Source organism: Cupriavidus gilardii (assembly GCF_008801915.1).
Taxonomy (GTDB): domain Bacteria; phylum Pseudomonadota; class Gammaproteobacteria; order Burkholderiales; family Burkholderiaceae; genus Cupriavidus; species Cupriavidus gilardii.
In genome coordinates, this window is record NZ_VZOV01000108.1 from 1 (window position 1) to 434 (window position 434).

The 434-nt window shown below is 35.5% G+C and carries 1 pseudogene; it reads left to right on the top strand.

Annotation, left to right across the window (positions count from 1 at the left end):
* Positions 1 to 85: 85 nt before the first annotated feature.
* Positions 86 to 434: pseudogene (locus tag F7Q96_RS26685) on the top strand (glycerol acyltransferase); the annotation flags it as partial.

A 434-nucleotide genomic window follows, 5' to 3' on the forward strand; every position in this document is an offset into this window, starting at 1 on the left:
TCAAGCGTTAAAAATATCATACATGGTTTTAGATGCAAATTAACACTCCGTCACATTTTTTTATAAAACTCAATGAAGCTTGCACATGATGAAACAAGATGAATCCCTGATGACATCACGTCGGTTTGTACCGATGTTTTTTACCCAGTTTTTTGGCGCATTAAATGACAATGTTTATAAGCAAGCTTTATTGTTAGTCATTACTTATGGTTGGATTCAGCAACAATCTGCCCCAGTAAGCACACTCAATAATTTAGCAGCATTGTTGTTTATTTTGCCATATTTCTTTTTTTCAGCAACTGCCGGACAAATTGCTGATAAGTATGAACGCTCACAACTTGTCCGTGGCATAAAAATTTTAGAAATCATTATTATGCTCATCGGTTCTGCCGGTTTTTTATTGGGGCATTTATGGTTGCTTCTTTTAGCCCTAT